Source organism: Neobacillus nitrireducens (genome assembly GCF_030915405.1).
Lineage (GTDB): Bacteria > Bacillota > Bacilli > Bacillales > Cytobacillaceae > Neobacillus.
Genome location: NZ_CP133262.1, coordinates 454,995 through 470,964, shown reverse-complemented (window position 1 = coordinate 470,964; position 15,970 = coordinate 454,995). Strand labels below are relative to the sequence as shown.

At 38.7% G+C, this 15,970-nt stretch carries 17 protein-coding genes; 4 read left to right on the top strand and 13 right to left on the bottom strand.

Translation table 11 applies throughout. The features are described from left to right. Positions 1-270: 270 nt before the first annotated feature. Positions 271-903, bottom strand: coding sequence for a hypothetical protein (locus tag RCG22_RS02200; protein WP_308105532.1), 633 nt, complete (start codon positions 901-903; stop codon positions 271-273). A 167-nt stretch (positions 904-1,070) separates the two neighbouring features. Here RCG22_RS02200 and RCG22_RS02195 point away from each other — a divergent pair, with 167 nt between their 5' ends. Further along, the gene (locus RCG22_RS02195; protein WP_308105531.1) at positions 1,071-2,666 is read left to right on the top strand and encodes an acetolactate synthase large subunit; all 1,596 of its coding nucleotides are present in this window, start codon (positions 1,071-1,073) and stop codon (positions 2,664-2,666) included. 40 nt (positions 2,667-2,706) lie between these two features. On the opposite strand, the gene RCG22_RS02190 is transcribed toward RCG22_RS02195, so the two are convergent. From RCG22_RS02190 to RCG22_RS02165, 6 genes are all read right to left on the bottom strand, one after another. Continuing rightward, positions 2,707-3,270, bottom strand: a complete 564-nt coding sequence (locus tag RCG22_RS02190) for a hypothetical protein (protein ID WP_308105530.1) — start codon at positions 3,268-3,270, stop codon at positions 2,707-2,709. 141 nt (positions 3,271-3,411) lie between these two features. Further along, positions 3,412-4,131 (bottom strand): purine-nucleoside phosphorylase, encoded by a 720-nt coding sequence (gene deoD, locus RCG22_RS02185; RefSeq protein ID WP_308105529.1) that lies wholly within the window; start codon positions 4,129-4,131, stop codon positions 3,412-3,414. A 113-nt stretch (positions 4,132-4,244) separates the two neighbouring features. Next, entirely contained in the window at positions 4,245-6,428 is a 2,184-nt protein-coding gene (locus tag RCG22_RS02180) for a malate synthase G (RefSeq protein WP_308105528.1), read from the bottom strand. A gap of 248 nt (positions 6,429-6,676) precedes the next feature. Further along, the gene (locus RCG22_RS02175; RefSeq protein WP_176525466.1) at positions 6,677-6,850 is read right to left on the bottom strand and encodes a hypothetical protein; all 174 of its coding nucleotides are present in this window, start codon (positions 6,848-6,850) and stop codon (positions 6,677-6,679) included. A 395-nt stretch (positions 6,851-7,245) separates the two neighbouring features. Beyond that, on the bottom strand, positions 7,246-7,968 hold the full coding sequence (locus tag RCG22_RS02170) for a DUF2161 domain-containing phosphodiesterase (RefSeq protein ID WP_308105527.1): 723 nt from the start codon (positions 7,966-7,968) through the stop codon (positions 7,246-7,248). A 93-nt stretch (positions 7,969-8,061) separates the two neighbouring features. Then, the gene (locus RCG22_RS02165) at positions 8,062-8,565 is read right to left on the bottom strand and encodes a hypothetical protein (protein WP_308105526.1); all 504 of its coding nucleotides are present in this window, start codon (positions 8,563-8,565) and stop codon (positions 8,062-8,064) included. 194 nt (positions 8,566-8,759) lie between these two features. On the opposite strand from RCG22_RS02165, the gene RCG22_RS02160 reads away from it, so the two are divergent. Beyond that, complete coding sequence (locus RCG22_RS02160) at positions 8,760-9,053, top strand: hypothetical protein (RefSeq protein ID WP_308105525.1); 294 nt, start codon at positions 8,760-8,762, stop codon at positions 9,051-9,053. A 112-nt stretch (positions 9,054-9,165) separates the two neighbouring features. Here the strand turns inward: RCG22_RS02160 and RCG22_RS02155 are convergent, their stop codons facing one another. The 3 genes from RCG22_RS02155 to RCG22_RS02145 form a co-directional block, all read right to left on the bottom strand. Further along, entirely contained in the window at positions 9,166-9,768 is a 603-nt protein-coding gene (locus RCG22_RS02155) for a class I SAM-dependent methyltransferase (RefSeq protein WP_308105524.1), read from the bottom strand. Positions 9,769-9,827: 59 nt separating this feature from the next. Next, on the bottom strand, positions 9,828-10,388 hold the full coding sequence (locus RCG22_RS02150) for a class I SAM-dependent methyltransferase (RefSeq protein WP_308105523.1): 561 nt from the start codon (positions 10,386-10,388) through the stop codon (positions 9,828-9,830). A gap of 103 nt (positions 10,389-10,491) precedes the next feature. Continuing rightward, positions 10,492-11,886: an MATE family efflux transporter gene (locus tag RCG22_RS02145; protein ID WP_308105522.1), complete on the bottom strand. Its 1,395-nt coding sequence runs from the start codon at positions 11,884-11,886 to the stop codon at positions 10,492-10,494. A gap of 271 nt (positions 11,887-12,157) precedes the next feature. On the opposite strand from RCG22_RS02145, the gene RCG22_RS02140 reads away from it, so the two are divergent. Both RCG22_RS02140 and guaD read left to right on the top strand, forming a co-directional pair. After that, positions 12,158-12,844, top strand: coding sequence for a Dph6-related ATP pyrophosphatase (locus RCG22_RS02140; protein ID WP_308105521.1), 687 nt, complete (start codon positions 12,158-12,160; stop codon positions 12,842-12,844). A gap of 147 nt (positions 12,845-12,991) precedes the next feature. Then, entirely contained in the window at positions 12,992-14,356 is a 1,365-nt protein-coding gene (gene guaD, locus RCG22_RS02135) for a guanine deaminase (RefSeq protein ID WP_308105520.1), read from the top strand. A 133-nt stretch (positions 14,357-14,489) separates the two neighbouring features. Here guaD and RCG22_RS02130 read toward each other — a convergent pair whose 3' ends face one another. The 3 genes from RCG22_RS02130 to folE form a co-directional block, all read right to left on the bottom strand. Next, positions 14,490-14,912, bottom strand: coding sequence for an SRPBCC family protein (locus tag RCG22_RS02130; protein ID WP_308105519.1), 423 nt, complete (start codon positions 14,910-14,912; stop codon positions 14,490-14,492). Between the two features lie 202 nt (positions 14,913-15,114). After that, complete coding sequence (locus RCG22_RS02125; RefSeq protein ID WP_374049419.1) at positions 15,115-15,315, bottom strand: CDGSH iron-sulfur domain-containing protein; 201 nt, start codon at positions 15,313-15,315, stop codon at positions 15,115-15,117. A gap of 16 nt (positions 15,316-15,331) precedes the next feature. Beyond that, a complete protein-coding gene (folE, locus tag RCG22_RS02120) occupies positions 15,332-15,970 on the bottom strand; it encodes a GTP cyclohydrolase I FolE (RefSeq protein WP_308105517.1) in 639 nt (212 codons plus the stop codon).

Here is a 15,970-nt window from a genome sequence, read left to right as displayed (position 1 = left end):
CTGATTTCAAATAAAACGAGATTTCAGTTCAATATTACCATTATCATTATCATAACACTAAAAACAGAATAATTACGGTTTTAATTGTGAATTGTAAGCGAATTCACAATTTACCAAGGATAAATTTTCCTCTCACTTCTTTTAACAAGATGAATGATTCTTATTATTCCTTATTTAATAAAAATAAGCCGTGAAAAGGTAAGAAGAATACCCTTCACGGCCAAATATTATTGAGCAAATTGATCAATTTATAGTTTTTTCCTAAATGCTCTACTTTTCTTTAATCAGTAGAGCCAATTCAGAATCAGTGTACCGATCTTTAATCCCCGGTTTGTTTTGAAAATAAGTGAAGATTTCATCATCTATGTAGTCTTTACTTAATCCCTTTATAATTGTTTTTAAATAAGCATGGGAAGGCTTATTCCATTCCACATCATTGATATCCCATGGGGCTGTAAATGTGTAAATTGGAAAGCCTCCTTCTTCTCCTAAAAATAATATATTCCCATACCAAGAATGGCGTTGGAATACTTTTGAACCTTTCCGTTGGACCTCATGTAAATCAATTTTAAAATCAATCCCGTTATTCTCTTGTTTAACAACATCTAAAAACTGCTCGACCGTAATTAGATATTTTTTGCTGTATGTCCTGTTTTCTTTGTCTTCGTGCAAACCGATAAAGGCTGCTCCTTGAGCTTCCCATCTAGCTGCTTTTTTAGCAAAGTAAAGTGGCCGGTCTATTGTAAAAGTTGACTCATCCACAGGAAGAGAAGTATCCTTACAGCCTATCTCAACTTGGGAGGACCCCTCAGGTTGACCCCCTTTTATATAACATAAGAATCGCTCAGGATTAATATTGGAACCATAACTTGCATACCAAACATATTGGTGGTTTTCATTCATAGATTTTCACCCTTTTTCTCAACCTTTCCATTATTTTCTTCTAATTGTATCACTCCTTGGATTAAACGTCTTAACACTTTTCCAGTCATCTCCATATTGTGGACGGTTGAAAAATCCCATCAGCGGTAACCATAGAAAAATAACGAAGGTGGTAAAGGAGACAAAAGATGAAGGTAACCGATGTACTTGTTCATTGCTTAGAAAACGAAGGTGTGGAATACGTGTTTGGAATTGTCGGCAAGGAGACACTTGATCTGGCTGATTCGCTATCCAAATCATCACAAATTCAATATGTGAATGTCAGGCACGAGCAAGGGGCTGCTTTTATGGCCGATGTTTATGGTAGATTGTCAAAGAAGGTTGGCGTTTGTTTATCAACGCTGGGTCCTGGAGCTACCAATTTGTTAACTGGAATTGCCAGTGCCCAGCTCGATCATTCACCAGTAGTGGCATTAATTGGTCAAGCAGGTGTGGAACGTCATCATCCCGAATCCCATCAATATATAGATATTGCAAAAATGTTTGAGCCAGCCACAAAGTGGAGCACTCAAATCAAAGAATCCGAGACTGTCCCTGCTATTATTCGGAAAGCATTCAGAGTAGCAAAAATAGAGAAACCTGGTGCGGTAGCTATTTCGTTACCCGAGAACTTTTCAGCTCAAATGATTCCTGGAAAGCCTTTGCCGGTAACATCTATACCTGAAAGTGTCCCAGTTAATGAGGCACTCGAAGCAGCACTCACGCTTATAAAAAAATACTTGAAACCATTTATTATCATCGGAAACGGTATCATTAGGCAGGATGCAGTTCCAGAGGTGCTGACATTTATCGATACCATTCAATCTCCGGTTGCCCACAGTTTTATGGCGAAAGGTGTGCTTCCGAAGGAACATCCGCTGAATTTCTTTACGTTTGGATTTAATGAAAACGATGAAGTTTTACCAGGCATGGCAGAAGCAGATTTACTGATTGTCATCGGCTTTGACTTTGTCGAGAAACTGCCGAAAGACTGGAATCAAAAGAAACTTCCGGTATTACATATTGATACCTTACCTGCCGAAATCAATGAATATTATCCAATCGGAGTTGAACTGATCGGGAACATTAAGATGACACTCCAAATGCTTAATCAATTGGAGCTGCCAAAGAAATCCTGGGTACCTTCCGACAAACTTAAGGAGCATATAAAGACCGCTTATCAAATCGATCAGGATCAAGTGAACACCCACTCTCAACCCTTTACGATTGAGAATATTTTACATTGTATTGAAACTCTAACACCTGAAAATACGATTGTTATATCTGATGTCGGGTCCCATAAAGTTTCAATCGCGCGAACCTATCAGCCGAAAATGCCAGACCGGTTAATCATCTCTAACGGTCTCGCTTCAATGGGAATAGCTATTCCAGGGGCTATTGGTGCAAAATTGGCCAGCCCTTATGACCCTGTTATTTGTATTACCGGGGATGGTGGCGCCCTTATGAATTTTTCCGAAATTGAGACCGCCAAACGACTAGGGCTTTCTTTTATCGTTATTGTTTTAAATGACTCCATGTTAAAACTTGAGGTACAGCAAATGAACAAAAAGTTTGGAAACAACTACGGCGTCACCTTTAAGAACCCGGATTTTGTACAATTAGCGGCTAGTTTTGGAATTAGAGGAGAGCGAGCGAGTAATCTTTTTGAATTCGAAAACATCCTTAAAGAAGCGTTGAAGTCTGTGGAGGAAATCGTCTTAATTGACGTAGCCATGCAAAATTGACCGAAAGATCTCCACAAGAATAAGAAAATAGGATCTGCCCCTACCGGGTTAAAGCCTTTTTTAACCTTTTAAAAATAATTAAGACAATATCAATCCAAATCCAGCTATAAATGCACGAAAATAAAAAAATACTACTTGTTGTTAACAAAGAGAAAGAGGACGAAATAGTTGGTCCCAAGAGTGGGAATTTAAAAATATTTAATAGGATTATTATTCCGACGGTTAAAAATGCGGCCCCGGTAACGATGATGCTTATTCTCTTCTTAAAAAAATAGAAAGCGACACCAGTACCCAGCCCTAACAAACCAGTGGTAAAGGGGAAGACAATTAATTCACTTGGCTGAAGAATTAGCAGCAATAGATTGGTAAGGAAATAGGCCATCACGCCTAGCGGAAGGGAGAGCATGGAACAAAAAAGAATCGGTGCTGTCGCAAAGGGGCTAATAAAATAACCTAAAACCGGTAAAAAACCACCTGCAGCTTGAAGAACTGCTGCAATGCACGCAAATAATGCGCATAATACTAGCCGTTTAGTTTTTGAATTTTTCTTGAAATCTAAATGTATGGGTTTAACATCCTCTGAAATTTGCTTGAATAAATACATCGGTTCCACCTCGATCCTCGCATTTTCTACAATACAATATATTTGCCAGGTATAAGTGATGGAACTGATGCGTTATTGATATTTACAAATGATAAGCAAAAATCTTATTTTTCTAAGAATCTCTGTAACGGTAATAACTAGTCAGGCAAGCTCTAAGGCGATTTCCATCATCTGAGTGAAAGCATTTTGCCTTTCTTCAGGTGACGTTTGTTCATTTCTTAAAATATGATCACTTACCGTTAAAATGGTCAATGCATTAACCCCAGCATATGCTGCATTCATATAAAGTCCCGCGGTCTCCATTTCTACACAAAGAATCCCCATTTTACGCCACTTTTCAATCGCACTAGGGTCAGCATTATAAAAAATATCACTCGAAAGAACATTTCCAACATGGACAGGAAAACCTTTTTCATCTACCCCTTTTTTCGCTTTTTCCAACAATGAAAACGAGGCAATATTGGAATACTCTCCAGGGAGGTTGTATTGATGAACATAGCGGGAGTCCGTCGATGCCCCCATTGCTAGAACAATATCATACAAATTCATCTGGTCTTGGATTGCACCGCAAGTGCCGATTCGAATCAAATTTTTTACTCCAAAAACATGAATCAGCTCCCAGGAATAGAGGCTCATGCTTGGCATTCCCATGCCTGTACCCATTACCGATACTTTCTTTCCTTTATAAGATCCTGTGTATCCAAACATATTTCGAACTGAATTAAATTGGACCGGGTTGTCTAAATAAGTCTCAGCAATAAACTTTGCCCGTAACGGATCTCCCGGTAATAAAATCGTTTCGGCAATTTCTACCCCATTTGGCTTAATATGTGGTGTTTCTTTCTGTTCAATGTTTCTCATATAATTCACTCCCTCTTAAGATATGTATCAAATGTATTTTCCCATAAGTTTACAGATTCATTCATAAAAACAACTACATCAGGGGTGATGTAGTTGCTTGTGAATATGTTACATCAGTTGTGGTGCCTGACACCCAATTTGGCTTTTGCTTCAATTCGGCGGCGATGCAAAATTGGCTCGGTGTATCCGTTTGGCTGATCATAGCCTTTAAAGACTAAGTCGCACGCCGCTTGGAAGGCAACAGATTGATCATAATCGATAGCCATTGGGCGATAAGACGAGTCTCCTTCATTTTGACGGTCGACCACTTTCGCCATTCTCTTTAAGGTTTCCAATACTTGTTCCCGAGTACATATTCCATGGTGAAGCCAATTGGCGATATGCTGACTCGAAATCCTTAGCGTCGCACGGTCCTCCATTAAGCCTACGTGATTAATATCCGGTACTTTTGAACAGCCAACACCCATTTCCACCCAACGAACCACATATCCAAGGATGCCCTGGGCATTGTTATCCAGCTCTTGCTGAATTTCTTCTGCCGACCAGTCAGCATTTTCGGCCACAGGGATGGTTAAAATTTGCTCCCTTAAATCCTGGATATCCTTAGCTAACTCCTCCTGCACCTTTGAAACATCTAATTGATGATAATGAAGCGCGTGCAGGGTAGCAGCCGTTGGTGAAGGAACCCATGCCGTTGTACCGCCAGCTTGCAAGTGACCGATCTTTTGCTTAAGCATTTCTGCCATTAGATCCGGCATTGCCCACATCCCTTTACCAATCTGGGCACGGCCTTTTAGACCAGTGGATAGTCCAACAAACACATTTGATTTTTCATAGCTTTGCAGCCAGGTTGAAAACTTCATTTCATTTTTACGAATCACCGCACCGATTTCCATTGACGTATGGATTTCATCCCCCGTTCGGTCCAAGAAGCCCGTATTAATGAATACGATACGTTCCTTCACTTCACCTATGCAATTCTTCAGATTCAACGACGTCCGGCGTTCTTCATCCATAACACCAATCTTTAGCGTATTCCGCTCAAGTCCCAGCATATCTTCGACACGATTAAACGTTTCGTTAGCAAACGCTGCTTCCTCAGACCCATGCATTTTTGGCTTAACTATATAAATAGAGCCCTTTGAAGAATTCTGATATTGGCCATTCGCCAGAAGAGAATGTTTAGCTATCAAACTAGTTAGAACTGTATCCATTAACCCTTCAGGGACCTCGTTTCCATCCTTATCAAGAATTGCATGACTCTTCATTAGATGTCCGACAATTCGGATAAACATGAGAGATCGTCCTTTTAAGGTAATTTCACCACCTGAAGGGGCAGCATATTTTCTGTCAGGCTGGAGAGCTCGCGTGATCGTCTTTCCGTTCTTTGTAAAAGCAGCCGTCAGGTCCCCCTTCATCAAACCAAGCCAATTGGAATAAACAAGCACCTTGTCCTCGGCATCCACAGCGGCAACGGAATCCTCACAGTCCATAATCGTAGTTAAGGCCGACTCTAAGAAAATATCTTTAACGCCCGCCAAATCTGTTTTACCAATCGGATGGCTGCGGTCAATTTGGATTTCAAAATAATTCCCGTTATTTTTCATCAAAATGGCGGAAGGCTCTTCCGGATTCCCTTGATATCCAATTAATTTGGATCCATCCTTAAGTTCTCCCGTTGCGCCGTTACGAAGCAAAACTACTAATTTCCCATTAACAATTTGGTATTTGCAAGCATCCTGATGGGAAGATTGTTTTAGAGGTACAGCTTGATCAAGAAATTCCCTTCCATAGGCAATGACTAGTTCCCCTCGTTTTGGATTATAGGCTCCGATTCGCTTTGCCCCATTGTCTTCACTGATTGCATCCGTGCCATATAACGCATCATAAAGGCTTCCCCAACGGGCATTTGCTGCATTTAGAGCATAACGGGCATTATCGACTGGAACGACGAGCTGTGGTCCTGCTTTTAAGGCTACTTCTTCATCAACATTTTCCGTACTTATTTGAAAATCAGCAGATTCCCGCTCTAAATAACCAATTTCCTTTAAAAAAGATTGATAATTTTCAAAGTCAAAGGTTTTATTTATCCTGTGCCAGGCATTGATTTGTTGTTGAATATCATCCCTACGAGCTAGCAGCTTATTATTTTTCGGTGTTAAGTCATCAAAAAGTGTCTCAAAATCAGCCCAAAACTTCTCACGGTCTAAGCCAGTCCCAGGCAGTGCATCTTCGTTAATAAAATGATAAAGTACATCCGCTACTTGAAGATTACCCATTTTTACATAGTTTGACATCCGTTAATTCCCCCTTATGTAGCTTAAACTTTTACACCTACGAAAACCTACTAATCTCCGAACCTCTTACACCTGCCTCTCGTAATTGGTTGGTCAATGACACCATTTTTTTAAAAATATGAAGCGCTTCCTTTATTATACAATACTTAACACGAGAAAAAACCTTGCAGTTTGCAAAGTTACATTTAAAATCTGATAAAATTACAGGCAGCAACCGCTGCCAATAGAATTCATCCCATCAAAAAAAATTACTCCGCCGAAAGAATTCTGATTTCATTTTCCGCCTCAACCATCCTTCCAAATTTATAGCCTTCAATAAGTACATGACGCTCATGTTCACTTAGTCGACGCTTCCATTTCGTTTCTAAAAAATAGATGACTTCGTTATAGTAAATTTCTGGGTATTCAAACGGGTTATTCATAAATAAGTCTCCTTCCTTATCTTAATCGCCCTCTCTTTATCAGTCTTGACAAATTGCAGAGAAATTAAAAATAAGATTTTTATCAACAAATTTAGCTATCAACTTCATTAGAATGAATCTAACCACCGTTCGTGTGTATTACTCATCGCCTTGGCATGCCTTGGCATCCTTTCAAAATATATTTATGCACACCCGCCAATCGGAGTTCCCTGTGTCCAAGCCAAAACAGGCGGATTGCTTATGTATTATAGCGGTGACGCAACTGTCCTAATTTTGATCAGCATTCATTGTTATCAATGGTACAGAGGCACGCGGCCGCGAACAATTGTGGTTATTAAGGAACTTAGTAAATAAAAAACTGTCCCAAGTAAATTCTTGGGACAGCCTTTGTATGTTTATGTATCGTTCTCGTCACCTAAGCTAGATAAATAATAAGTTACTAACTCCGAATATTCCTTCATTTCTTCTTTCCCCTTTTCTGTTATCACATAGGTACCTCGTTTGATTCTTTCAAACCACCCATAATAGTTTTTTGTAAGAATCGATGAAGTATTTTTTCCTGATCCTAATTGAATTAACATCCTTGGGGCTAAAGGGCCTAAATTTTCAAGATAACAGGCAATTTGGATACAATTCTCTTTATATGCCGTCATAATCTTCGTCCGATTACTCCCGCCAATATTATAATCCGCACTGCGACCATTAATTTCCTTCAGAATAGAATCGCGCTTACGCTTGTTTTTCCTGCGCTGAAATGGAGTGGGCTCAAAAATAATTTCAGCTCTTCCACTTTTCCCTGGGCTTGAAACAACGATTAAACCAAGCTCCAGCCTGCGGATTAAATGGATTTTATCCGACCATTGTTTCGAATTTAAACGATGCTTCGGTTTCGGAATCGCCACATACACCTTATCCGTAATCCGCTGCCGTTTGGCCGCTTGCATCAATAAATCAACAGTTAAGTTAAGCTTTAATTCGATAACAACTAACTCCTCATCCCTCAGTGCAACAATATCACAGTCTTTCACTTCACCGTAAACCTTATATCCTTCTCGGACAAAATGGGTCTGAATGGGTTTATATAAATCTATCTCTAGGAGCTTTTTTGTTTCCTTCATGCGTTATCACCATCCCAATGCAAACCCTATAGAATCGAACCAACCCACCATCTAGATGGAATTTTCAGACGGGAGTGCAACAATCACCCCAAATTACTTAATGTTCTGTTTTTCCCAATATTCATTAATCATTTCTTGAAAAATTTCATTCAAACTTTTCTTTTTTTGTTTTTTTATCCATTCTATCTGATTAATTGGCAGATTTAGTTTGATACTTACATCCTCATGAGGCATTTCGACTTTTCTTATTTCTTCTATTGTAATGCCATCTTCGATATTCGGAAACCAGGAATCATTTTCGCTAACCCGATCGAAATCAGCGAATTCTTGGATATCATCGAGGTCACAGAATAAATTAAGTTGTGGCAATCCGCCCGAGAGAATTTTTGCATGCATAATCGAATGGATGATTCTACCATCTTCTAATTCTATCTCGACGATTAAGTTGTCCACCGTCTTATATTTTTTTACTACAACCTCACTGACAATCAGATCCAATTCTAAGGTAAAGCCCAAACTCGATTCAAAAATGTAGACCGCGTTTCTAAACACATGGATACTCTCACCATCGATTGTGACTGATTTTACAACTGCCATAACCTTTCCTCCATACACTTGGTTCAATTATAAAATGCCTTTATTAATAAGTTCCTATTGATCTTCACTCTTTAAATTTACCATAGAAATGGAGAGACAGTTGTATTTTTCATTAAACTTTTACTCGTCAATAATTTTTATGACTATAGGGAATATTAGAAGAGGCTAAATAACGAAAAGAGGTGGACGAGACATTGAATCAAGATAATACAATTGATCCGAACCAGTTGCCTAAATTCAATAGTCATGAAGAAGCAAGAGAATGGTTTAAGGGGCAATTTGGTGATCGCTTTTTATTGAGAATGACAGATATGAAAGATGGAAGACGAGTAAATTTCTATCATCTCGTAAAGGATCCTGAGGTGTACAAGCCCTACATGGAGAGCTTTGCCAGCGTAGTTACGCATGAAATCACCAACATGGAAGTCTTTAAAAGCTATACTACGATCGAGATTGATGAAAATGGAAAGGTTGAAATCAAGGACTAATACGAATTCGTTCGAGTCTGGCCCCTGGAGCGTTTAATCAAAAAGTTTGGCAAACAAAAGGCTGCTTCTATGTTGTTCCTTTAACAACCTTTAGAATCAGCCTTTAAGTCACCTATTTTTTATTTACACCTTCTGCACAAACAAATAAATCACGATAATAGTTTTGGACCTGAATGATCGAGATATTATGACCCCTAAGTAAATCGATGGTATTCCTATTTAAACAGCAACCATCACAGATTTTTTTCCAGGCTGGAGTAAGCCAGTCCTGTAGCGAAGATAGAAATCTATTTTGCATTTGAACATGCTCAAAAAGAAGAATTTTCCCATTCGATTTACATACTCGTTTCATTTCTAAGATTGCTTTTTCGGGATTTGGAATCGTACAAAATACAAGTGTTGCTATAACGGTATCGAAAGTATCCGCAGCAAAAGGCAGCTCTTCTGCACTTGCCTGAACTATGTCAATTGGGACACATGCTTGCTTTTGTTTTAATAAAGATTGCTCTATCATGTGCTTACTTGGCTCTATCGCAGTTACTTTTACTGCTTCCTCATATAAAGGAAAATTTATTCCCGTGCCCGATCCTAATTCTAGGACATTACCGGTTGCCTTAGAAAGAAGTTCTTCCCGAATCCTCTTAAACTTCTTTTTTTCCAACGGATTCATAAAAAAATCGTACCAATTGGCAAATAAACGACTCAAATTCTCCACTCCATATTACTATAATAGTTTACATAACATTTTTATATTAAACTTATTTCAATATCCACCTATCGCTTCTGACAAAATATTGTTTGTATACTTTCCTGTTCATTTTCATCAAAAAAGAGAACATCCCAATTATTAAATTCATCCAACAACTCTTTAGGATTAAGTTTATATTGATTAGATACGCCCTGATTCCCCGTATTCGGTGATTGATAGAAGGTTTCCATAAAAAAATATCCTCCCTCTTTAATTAGGCTCTTCACCATTGAAAAAAGTGAACGGTCGAGGTAATAGGAAATAACCACTAAATCGAAATTTTGATTGACCCAGAATGGATTATTCAATTCTGTTAGGTCACATACCTGGGCTTGAATCTTAAGATGGTCCTGGTCGGCCTGATCTCTAACATAGGAAATTGCCACATCCGAAATATCAACAGCATGAACTTGATAGTTCATTCGCGCTAGGAACAAACTGTTCCCCCCGAGTCCACACGCTAGATCAAGAGCGGTTCCACCTTTAAGATAAGCAGACTGGTTTTTTAATCGGGGGTTTGGTACAGGTTCCTTCAGATCATTCATGCGTTCTTTATATTTTGTATTCCATTTACTTTTACTGTCCACTTGACTACCCCTCATAATAGCTTTCTACAAAATCGATAGGATGTATTACTCACTTAAAACCTACAACATCCAGATGGATATGTCTATTTTGATCTTATTATCCCTATACCAACTTATGTGCGTACCACTTTTTCCCTTTAAAGCGCATGTAAAAGATCAGTCCTCGACAGCCCCATTCTATAATCATTGCTACCCAAACACCAATAATCCCAAACCCTAAGGTAATTCCTAAAAAATATCCAAGGATTACTCGTAACAACCACATCGATAACAGCGAGGCAATCGAAGTAAAGTTCGAATCTCCTGCTGCTCTTAATGCTGCTGGCATAATAAAGCTTGGGGACCATAAGAACGGCTGCGCAATCGCCCCTATTATAATTAGAGTAAAAATAGTGGGCACAATTTCAGCCGGCGGGTTAAACATCTTAATCAGTAATGGAAAAATCGGTATTAATAAGCCGGTTGTAATAACAAAATAAATCGAGGAAAGTCCAATCAAGGATTTAGTAAATTTCCTTGCATCCCCAATGTTTCGTTGACCGATACTCTGGCCCACAATGGTTACACTGGCAATCCCTAGAGCATTAGGCCCTATTTGAAATACCATCATGATCGAATTACAAATAGCATAGACGGTCAGCGCTAAGGTTCCTAATTGGACAATAAAGGTTTGTGTTAGCAGTTTTCCACCATTAAAAAAGATCTGTTCTGCCGCGAAAGGCAGACCGATATACATCACCTTTTTTAAAATAGAAAAATCGATGTGCAAGGCTTTTTTGATTTGGAAACGGATGGTCTCATTGTACCTCAAGATATAGATTAACGAAGCTGCCATCCCCAAAATTCTCGCTATAATAGTAGCGATGACAAGTCCTTTTACACCCATATCAAAGACGATAATTAGCAGAACATTCAGTCCCGTATTGGTTAAATTCATTAATAAGGATAAATTCAAGACTGGTTTGGTTTCTCCTACTCCTCTTAAAGCACCACTCACGGCTTGAAAGATCGCAATCAATGGATAAGAAATACAACTGCCAATGAGATAGATTTTTGCATTTTCAAAAACAGCCGCTTCTGCTTGACCGAATAAAAGGTTAAGGATTGACGTATGAAAAATAATGACGAGCACACTTATCAAGACAGAAAAAATGGTAACCGCAGAAATGGCTTGCGTGGCAGTTTTGGAAACCATCCCTAAATTCCCGCTGCCTTTATATTGCGCTACCATTACAGTGCCGCCTGTGGCTACAGCAATAAATACATTGACCAGGAAAATATTCAATGAATCTACCATACTAACCGCACTGACAGCAGCAACTCCAGCAGAACTTATCATTGCCGTATTTAATAAACTCATCACTATTAAAAACGCCTGGTCTACAAATATTGGCAGAATAATAGCAAACATTTGCTTGTAATCTATAGATTCCCCGGTAAAATATTTATCTAACAAAGAATTAGTTTTACGACTTAATTTGAGGGATTTAATATTCATACACAACACTTCTTCAAAATTATTTGTTTGTCTAAATTTAACAGGAATATAAAATTAATATCGTTTATTATATCACTAATCCGCGTAGGAACCAGGGTTATGCTTCATAACAACCGATGGATACAGACCTAAAAAAATCACCAATCGGAGGGATTGGCGACTGAAAATGGCATCATACCCTCTCTTTGCCTTTTTGGATTAGACCGTTTGGGCTCAGTCGCCTTTTTTTATGTTAAACTAGCAATATTATATAAATTGGGGATGATGAATTTTGAATAATAGAATTGCTTTATCTTGGAGTGGTGGGAAGGATTGTTGTATGGCCCTTGATACCCTAGTATCACAGGGATTTGAAGTAGTTTGCTTGGTTACAACTGTTCCCAAAGAGCTTGGACGCACGTTTGGACATGGTGAGCGAATGGAAATGATTAAACTACAAGGCGAGGCTCTAAACATCCCTGTTCATTTTATCGAATGTTCATACGAAAACTATACAAGTCAATTTATCAAAGCAGCAGAATACTTGAAAAATCAATTGAATGTAAGGGGAATTGCGTACGGGGATCTATATTTAGACGAGCATCGGGAATGGGGAGAAAAAGTAGCAGCCGCTGCAGATGTCGAGGCCTTGTATCCATTATGGATGAAAAAAGAAGAAGCACTACAATCTCTAGGTAAGTTTGTCCAATCCAGTTATGAAGCAATCGTAATTCGAGTCAGGGAAGATCTACTAGATGAAACCTGGCTGGGAAGAATCATCGATGAAACGTTCCTTCAAGATGTCCAAAAGACTACTATTTGTCCGATGGGAGAAGCGGGTGAATATCATACTTTTGTCTATGATGGACCATTATTTTCAAAAAAAATCCATTTGAAGCATGGAGAATTAATCCAGCTGGAAACGACAAAGAAACTAGAATTTACTAGTTATCGTCTCATTAAAAAAGACCACTATTAGGGTTAAAAGTATGATTAAGGCCCCTTTAGTAACCTAAAAATTTTTAATTTACTGGTGTACTTTGATTTGATAAATAGGAAGTTAACTCCTAATACTAATAGGAGATCCTCGATTTAATTTAAAAATACGAACATAAAGGTGCCATTCATGAAAAATTATACACAAATATTCCAGGGGACTGCTTTTTCCAGCAAGTCGCCAAAAGAAATCCAACTATTAAAAGATCATCTTTTCTGCATTAATGAGAACGGAATGATTGAAAAAGTGGTTTCCCCAGAAGAGGTTGAATACCAGCCTATATTAGATGCATATCAAAAGGAAGAGAACTTTCATCACTTAGCTGAAGGTCAATATTTCTTACCTGGTTTTGTCGATTTACATGTACATGCTCCGCAATGGGCTCAGACTGGGACGGCATTAGATATTCCACTCTATGATTGGTTAAATACATATACCTTCCCTCTTGAGTCAAAATTTTCGGATTTAGATTTCGCGAAAGATGTCTACGAAGATGTCGTAAGAACCTTACTCTCAAATGGAACAACTACGGCACTTTATTTCGCCACTGTACATAAAGAAGCAAGTTTATTACTAGCAGAAATTTGCGCTGAAAAAGGGCAGCGCGGTCTAGTCGGAAAGGTTGTGATGGATAATCCTGAACAAAATCCAGATTATTATCGTGATGCAGATACAAAAACAGCCTTAGCTGACACAGAGGAATTTATTTTAGCTGTAAATAAATTAGCGAAGAGTGCGAAACAGGGGGTATATCCTGTCGTAACCCCACGTTTTATTCCTAGTTGTACGGATGATGCGTTAAAAGGGTTGGGAGAATTAGCTGAAAAATACGATACGTATGTTCAATCACACTGTAGTGAAAGTGATTGGGAGCATGGATATGTTAAGAATCGCCTCGGTAAGAATGATGCGTTTGCTTTACAAGAATTTGGTTTATTAGGCGAAAAGTCGGTTATGGCGCATTGTAATTTCTTAGATGATGCAGACGCCGATTTATTTGCTGCCACAGGTACTGCTGTGTGCCATTGTCCCATCTCTAATTCTTACTTTGCCAATAGTGTCATACCTATCGCACATTTGCATTCCAAAGGAGTTGAAATTGGTTTAGGTACCGACATTTCTGGCGGTTTTTCACCCAGCCTTTTTGATAATGTTAGACAAGCAGTGATTGTCTCTAGAATGTTAGAGGATGGTGTGAACAGTACTCTTCCTGCAGAGGAACGCGGTGTAGCTAATTCACGCATCACCATAAATGAAGCTTTCTATTTCGCAACAGCTGGCGGCGGAGAGAGTTTAAATTTGCCGATCGGCCGCTTGGAGGAAAACTATGCCTGGGATGTACAAATCATTGATACGTCCGTCCCATTCGCAAAACTCCCTCTTTATCATGCAAATGAAGATTTACTTGATATCTTCCAAAAGATTATATATCTAGCCCGACCAGAAAACATTCGTGAAGTTTGGGTACAAGGAGTAAAGGTTCATTCTCGTTAATAACACTGTCTATAGGCAAAACTCATTAGGAAGCAGCCAATTAAACATCCCAATAACCAAAAGAGAGAGAATCAGCTTTATACTGATTCTCTCTCTTTTTTGAAGAAAAAATTTTTATAAAAATCTTTTCAATTTATTGCTCTACATATTTTTTAAAGTTATCTAAAATCGCCTGCCAGCCAGCTTGTTGCATCTCAACTGGATTAGAGGTTTCCGCATCGAAAGTTTCGATTACCTCTGTTTCGTTTCCATGAGCTTTAAAAGTAATCGTAACTTTTCTTCCATCCCCCATGGTATAAGAAATTACCTCATTTAATTTCACTTCATCATAAATCCCGCCAAAATCAAAGCCAAAACTGCCATCCTTTGCTTCCATTCTGGTAAGGAATTTTCCGCCAACCGTTAAATCATTTTCGGCAATGGGAGTGTGCCAATCATCTGAAGCATTATTCCATTTGGTGATATGTTTAGGCTCTGTCCAATATTCCCAGACTTTTTCTACTGGAGCATTAACTGTCGCTTTTACCGTTACTTTTACATTATTACCTGTGTTCATTTTATTTACCGCCTCTCAACATTCACTTAGTTTAATACGTAGATAGTATTTTTCATTCATGCTGTAACATACCTAATAATATCTTATCAACTCTTCACTGCAGACGCAATAAACCATCATGGATAAGGGAACAATGTTAAAGCCAGGATGACGTTTTTCATCCTGGCTTTATAGTGGTGCCTGACACCGTTTTAATCCTTGTTTATTCAGTGGCTCTTGGACTGCTTTCAAAGCCGCCCTTTTTATGGGAACCATCACAGAACGGCTTTTTGTTAGAAAGTCCGCAACGGCATAGATACACTTTTGCCTTCTTCGGATACTCCTTTCCATCTGCATCGAAGATCTGAAAATCACCACTTATCTGCAATGGACCATTATCGTTAATTTTAATATGATTATCCATATTTATCATATCTCCTTTAATTTTTTATTAATGAAAAAAATTCAGAACGTAAACTAGGATTTGTTTCAAATGCCCCATGAATGCTGGTGGTAGTGGTAAATGTGGTTGATTTTTTCGTTCCTCTGCTGCACATACACATATGCTTTGCTTCAACTACTACCATGGTTCCTTCCGGTTTCAAAACCTCTTCCATAGCCACTGCAATCTGCGATGTAAGTCTCTCTTGCACCTGAAATCTTTTCGCAAACCCGTCAACCATTCGACCAATTTTCGATAAGCCTGTGATTTTATCATTAGGGATGTAACCTACGTGAGCAACGCCAAAAAACGGAGCGAAATGATGTTCACACATTGAAAAGAACTCAATCTCCTTAACTAAAATCAGACCCTTATGCTGAATATCAAACGTCTTTTCGAGGTGAAGTTTGGGGTCCTCATGATAGCCTTCGGTATATTCGAGGAATGCTTTAAGTACCCTAAACGGAGTGTCTTGCAGTCCATCTCGATCAGGGTCATCTCCACAAAGCTTAATTAATTGTCTAATCGCCGTGGAGAAAAAATTAACATCCATTAAATTCCGATGGTTCTCCTCTGCATGGGGTTTAAACAAGCTTGGAAACTTCTTAGATAATAAAAGATATTGATCACTTGTCAT

Bases quoted from the DNA above. Each gene is read 5' to 3' on its own strand.
- folE (WP_308105517.1), bottom strand. From the start codon at position 15,970: ATGACAAGTGATCAATATCTTTTATTATCTAAGAAGTTTCCAAGCTTG.
- RCG22_RS02180 (WP_308105528.1), bottom strand. From the start codon at position 6,428: ATGTCAAACTATGTAAAAATGGGTAATCTTCAAGTAGCGGATGTACTT.
- RCG22_RS02200 (WP_308105532.1), bottom strand. From the start codon at position 903: ATGAATGAAAACCACCAATATGTTTGGTATGCAAGTTATGGTTCCAAT.
- RCG22_RS02195 (WP_308105531.1), top strand. From the start codon at position 1,071: ATGAAGGTAACCGATGTACTTGTTCATTGCTTAGAAAACGAAGGTGTG.
- RCG22_RS02175 (WP_176525466.1), bottom strand. From the start codon at position 6,850: ATGAATAACCCGTTTGAATACCCAGAAATTTACTATAACGAAGTCATC.
- RCG22_RS02165 (WP_308105526.1), bottom strand. From the start codon at position 8,565: ATGGCAGTTGTAAAATCAGTCACAATCGATGGTGAGAGTATCCATGTG.
- RCG22_RS02170 (WP_308105527.1), bottom strand. From the start codon at position 7,968: ATGAAGGAAACAAAAAAGCTCCTAGAGATAGATTTATATAAACCCATT.
- RCG22_RS02130 (WP_308105519.1), bottom strand. From the start codon at position 14,912: ATGAACACAGGTAATAATGTAAAAGTAACGGTAAAAGCGACAGTTAAT.
- guaD (WP_308105520.1), top strand. From the start codon at position 12,992: ATGAAAAATTATACACAAATATTCCAGGGGACTGCTTTTTCCAGCAAG.
- RCG22_RS02190 (WP_308105530.1), bottom strand. From the start codon at position 3,270: ATGTATTTATTCAAGCAAATTTCAGAGGATGTTAAACCCATACATTTA.
- RCG22_RS02145 (WP_308105522.1), bottom strand. From the start codon at position 11,886: ATGAATATTAAATCCCTCAAATTAAGTCGTAAAACTAATTCTTTGTTA.
- RCG22_RS02125 (WP_374049419.1), bottom strand. From the start codon at position 15,315: ATGGATAATCATATTAAAATTAACGATAATGGTCCATTGCAGATAAGT.
- deoD (WP_308105529.1), bottom strand. From the start codon at position 4,131: ATGAGAAACATTGAACAGAAAGAAACACCACATATTAAGCCAAATGGG.